Origin of the sequence: Nocardia tenerifensis NBRC 101015 (genome assembly GCF_000308715.1) — a bacterium.
GTDB classification, from domain to species: domain Bacteria; phylum Actinomycetota; class Actinomycetes; order Mycobacteriales; family Mycobacteriaceae; genus Nocardia; species Nocardia tenerifensis.
On record NZ_BAGH01000042.1, the window covers coordinates 1 to 3770 of the forward strand.

At 69.6% G+C, this 3770-nt stretch carries 4 protein-coding genes and 1 pseudogene; 1 reads left to right on the plus strand and 4 read right to left on the minus strand.

Translation table 11 applies throughout. The features are described 5' to 3' along the window. On the minus strand, positions 1-536 hold a 536-nt coding region (gene sepH / locus ON39_RS04000), incomplete at its 3' end, for a septation protein SepH (RefSeq protein ID WP_040731061.1). 199 nt (positions 537-735) lie between these two features. Continuing rightward, positions 736-1860 carry a phosphoserine transaminase gene (serC, locus tag ON39_RS04005; protein WP_040731054.1) on the minus strand — a complete coding sequence of 375 codons (1125 nt, stop codon included), beginning with the start codon at positions 1858-1860 and terminating at the stop codon, positions 736-738. Positions 1861-2027: 167 nt separating this feature from the next. On the opposite strand from serC, the gene ON39_RS04010 reads away from it, so the two are divergent. After that, a complete protein-coding gene (locus ON39_RS04010; protein WP_040731057.1) occupies positions 2028-2690 on the plus strand; it encodes a hypothetical protein in 663 nt (220 codons plus the stop codon). Positions 2691-2696: 6 nt separating this feature from the next. Here ON39_RS04010 and ON39_RS04015 read toward each other — a convergent pair whose 3' ends face one another. Further along, positions 2697-3572: a polysaccharide deacetylase family protein gene (locus ON39_RS04015; RefSeq protein WP_246002850.1), complete on the minus strand. Its 876-nt coding sequence runs from the start codon at positions 3570-3572 to the stop codon at positions 2697-2699. Between the two features lie 98 nt (positions 3573-3670). Further along, a pseudogene (locus ON39_RS48405) lies at positions 3671-3770 on the minus strand (citrate/2-methylcitrate synthase); the annotation flags it as partial.

The window sequence follows — 3770 nt, forward strand, 5'->3', positions numbered from 1 at the left end:
GAGACCGATCCGCCATGCGCGTCCGGCTGGTAGCGCCAGTGCGCGGCGATCTCGGAACGCCCGTTCTGCCACTGCAATTGGGCGACCCAGAAGCCCTTCTCGTCCTTCCAGGCGTCCCACTCCGCGCCCTCGATATTGTGCCCGCGCTCGGTGAAGGCGGCGGTCACGACGTCGATGAGGGTCTCGACGGCGGGGCCGTCGGGGCGAACGGGGTGCGCCTTCTGCGCGAGTTCGGCGGCGCGGGCCCGCTCCAGCAGCACCGGGTAGGCGAAGCGCTCGACGCGGCTGGCCGGCATGCCGGACTCTTCGGTGACCTGTTCGACGGAGGCGCCGGCACGGATACGAGCCTGGATATCGCGAGGACGCATAGTTGCTTCCATTTCGATCTCTATCTGGCCGAATCGGGCAAGGTCTCCGCGCGCGGCGGCTCGTAGCTTGTCGTCGGCGGGCAGCCGGTACTTCGCGCCGGACTCGGTGTCGATACACACGATGTGCGTGGAGTCGGGCGTCACCCCGATCACTCGAAGTTCACGCACCGTTACCTCCTTACCGCGTCGACTCGCGACACCGCCCACTTTCCGAAACAGTAGTGCACTTCTGGGATTCGTGGGGCGAGACACGCGGGGCGGAAATCTCCTCGGAGACCTCCGCACCCCGCTAATCTGCTCTGTTCGACTTACCGTGCCACTCGAAGCGGCGTGTCATCTGTGGCGTGTCGCGCTGTAATCGGCTGTGTCAGCCGAGATTCTGCACGACCCAGTCGATGCTGCGGGTGAGCTGGCTGACGTCCTCCGGGTCGATGGCGGGGAACATGCCGACGCGCAGCTGGTTGCGGCCGAGCTTGCGGTAGGGCTCGGTGTCGACGATTCCATTGGCGCGCAGCACCTTCGCCACCGCGGCCGCGTCGACCGAGTCGGCGAAGTCGATGGTGCCGACGACCTGCGAGCGGTGCGCCGGGTCGGTGACGTACGGCGTCGCGAACTCGCTCGACTCGGCCCAGTTGTACAGGCGCGAGGACGAATCCAGCGTCCGCTTGACCGCCCAGTCCAGGCCGCCGTTGCCGTTGAGCCACTCGATCTGATCGGCGAACAGCAGCAACGTACCCAGCGCCGGGGTGTTGTAGGTCTGGTCCTTGGTGCTGTTGTCGATGGCGATCGGCAGCGAGAGGAACTCCGGGGTCCAGCGGCCCGAGGACTTGATCTCCTCGACCCGCGCCAGCGCGGCGGGGCTCATCAGCGCGACCCACAGGCCGCCGTCGGCGGCGAAGCACTTCTGCGGGGCGAAGTAGTAGACGTCGGCGTCGGTGATGTTCACCGGCAGACCGCCCGCGCCCGAGGTGGCGTCGATGGCGATCAGTGCGTTCTCCGAGCCCGCCGGGCGACGCACCGGAATGGCGACACCGGTGGAGGTTTCGTTGTGCGCCCAGCCGATCAGGTCGGCGGCGGGGTCCGACACCGGCTCGGGCGCGCTGCCCGGCTCGGCCGAGACGACGATCGGGTCGCCGATGAACGGGTTGCCCTTGGCGACGGCGGCGAACTTCGAGCTGAACTCACCGTTGGTCAGGTGCAGCGAGCGCTCCCGGATCAGGCCGAACGCGGCGGCGTCCCAGAACGCCGTCGTGCCGCCGTTGCCGAGCACCACCTCGTAACCGTCGGGCAGGCCGAACAGCTCGCGTAGGCCGGAACGCACCCGCGCCACCACATCCTTCACCGGCTTCTGCCGATGACTCGTTCCGAACACCGAGGCGCCGACCTGCACCAGGGACTGCAACTGCTCCGGTCGTACCTTGGAGGGGCCACAGCCGAACCGTCCGTCGGCGGGCTTGAGGTCGTCGGGAATCGTCGGGAACGCAGTGGTCATGCGAACAGGGTAAAGCGTGTCGGACCAGCCCGGTTCGCGTGGGTCGGCAGCTGTGCCGCGGGCCACGGGGGCACGCGCGGCACTCCGGCTCCGGAATGGTCACGGTCCACTCGGGTTGCGCGGGTATTGCTGTGTCGCCGACCACACCCCAGCTAACCTTTGCGCCCATGAACATGGCGTCGGCGAACTCCGGATGGCGACTGCTCGGCCGACGGTCACGGACCTTCGGACTGCGCGCCGGCGCGATCTCCGACGACGCGCGCCGGGAGTTGCTGATGCACGGCGCGCCCGGCTCGGCGACCATCCTCGCCGTGCGACCGAGCGCGCGAGCGGGCGAGCTCGACGGTGCGCCGGGGCATGTGTTCTGGGTTCAGGTCCGCCTCGACGGGGTGCCGCCCTACGAGACCAGGGTGCGGCAGCGGGTGTCCGCGGCGCACCTGGAGTGGATGCAGCCGGGCGACGCGGTGTGCTGCCGGGTCGACCCGGGCGACCGGGATCGGTTGGTGCTGTACGTGCCCGACTTCGCCGAGACCGGCCGGGCCTGCGTCTCGAAGATCCTCGCCGACGGCCGCCGCGCGGACGCGACGGTGCTCGCCGCGGCCCCGGTGGCGGCGGACTACTCCGGCGGCGACGATCCGGTGCTCCGCCTCGACCTCGAGCTGCGCGCCTGGGACGAGCCGAACCCGTGGCACGTGCGGATCGTCCAGTCGGTGCCGCTGGCCGCGATCGGACTCGTCGACCTCGGCCAGCATCTCGAGGTCGCCTTCTTCACCGTCGACCGCGGCGAGTCCGTCGCGGTCGACTGGGCCGCCTCCCTCGGCGAGGACTGAACTCGCTCAGAGATGAACGAAGGTGAAGCCCATGTCGCGAATCATGGGCAGCACCGCGATCATCCCCGCGCCGGTGCCGGACTGCGGCCGGTGCATGTGCGCGAGTGAGATCGCGCCCGGCGCGGCGGCGTTCATCGCGGCCTGCACCTTGGCGGCGCTCGCGGTCGCGCCGTAATCGGCGTTGATGCTGAAACCGACTGGGGTTTCCCCCAGTTCGTTCACGATGGCGACGGCGACATCGTCGTAGTGCGCCGTGCCCGCCCGGAAGAACCGAGGCGGTTTGCCGACCAAGCCGGTCAGTCGCTCGTGGTTGGCCCAGACCTCGTCCGCCGCCTCCTGCGCCGAACCGGTGCCCGCGATCCCGTAGGCGGCCCGCCCGGTCACCGAGAGCGGCTTGTGCGCCACGCCGTGGTTGGCCAGCTCGAACAGCGGGTTCACGGCGAGCTGGGCGGCGCGCGCCTGATTGGCGTCGATCCAGCGCTTGTTCAGGAACAGGGTGGCCGGAATCTGCTGGGCGATCAGGAAATTCACCAGCGACTCGTCGATGTCGTTGTTGCCCGGCCCGCCGCACGCGTCGAAGGTGAGCGCCATCTGCTTGCCGGTGGCGCCGAAAGTGCTGAGGATGCCCGGCATCTCGACGCCCCACTGCTGCGGCTGATCGCCGGCGTGCCTGGCGACCACCGCGGCGGGGGAGTTGTTCGGCGCGGGCGCGGTCTTGGCGACCACGGCGGAGTCGCCCGCGACCGGGTAGGGACTGGTCGAACTCGGCTCGGCGACGGCCGTATCGCTCTGCGCCGTACCGCACCCGGTGACGGCGAAACCGGCGGCCACGGCGGCGCCCAGGCCGAACACGCGGCGCCGCGACATTCCTCTTTCCAGCATCCGTAAGCCCTCTTCTCGAAGTCGCCCCGGATGCTACGCGAGCCGAACGTCCAAGTGGTGCAGGACATTCGGCTCGCGGTGATGCATTCTCGCTATTTTTACGCGTGGGCGACGGCCGCCCAGCCCGCGACCTCCTCCGGGCGGCGCGGCGCGGGCCCGGTGTAGATGGCCGCCGGGCGAACGAGCTTGCCCAGCTGC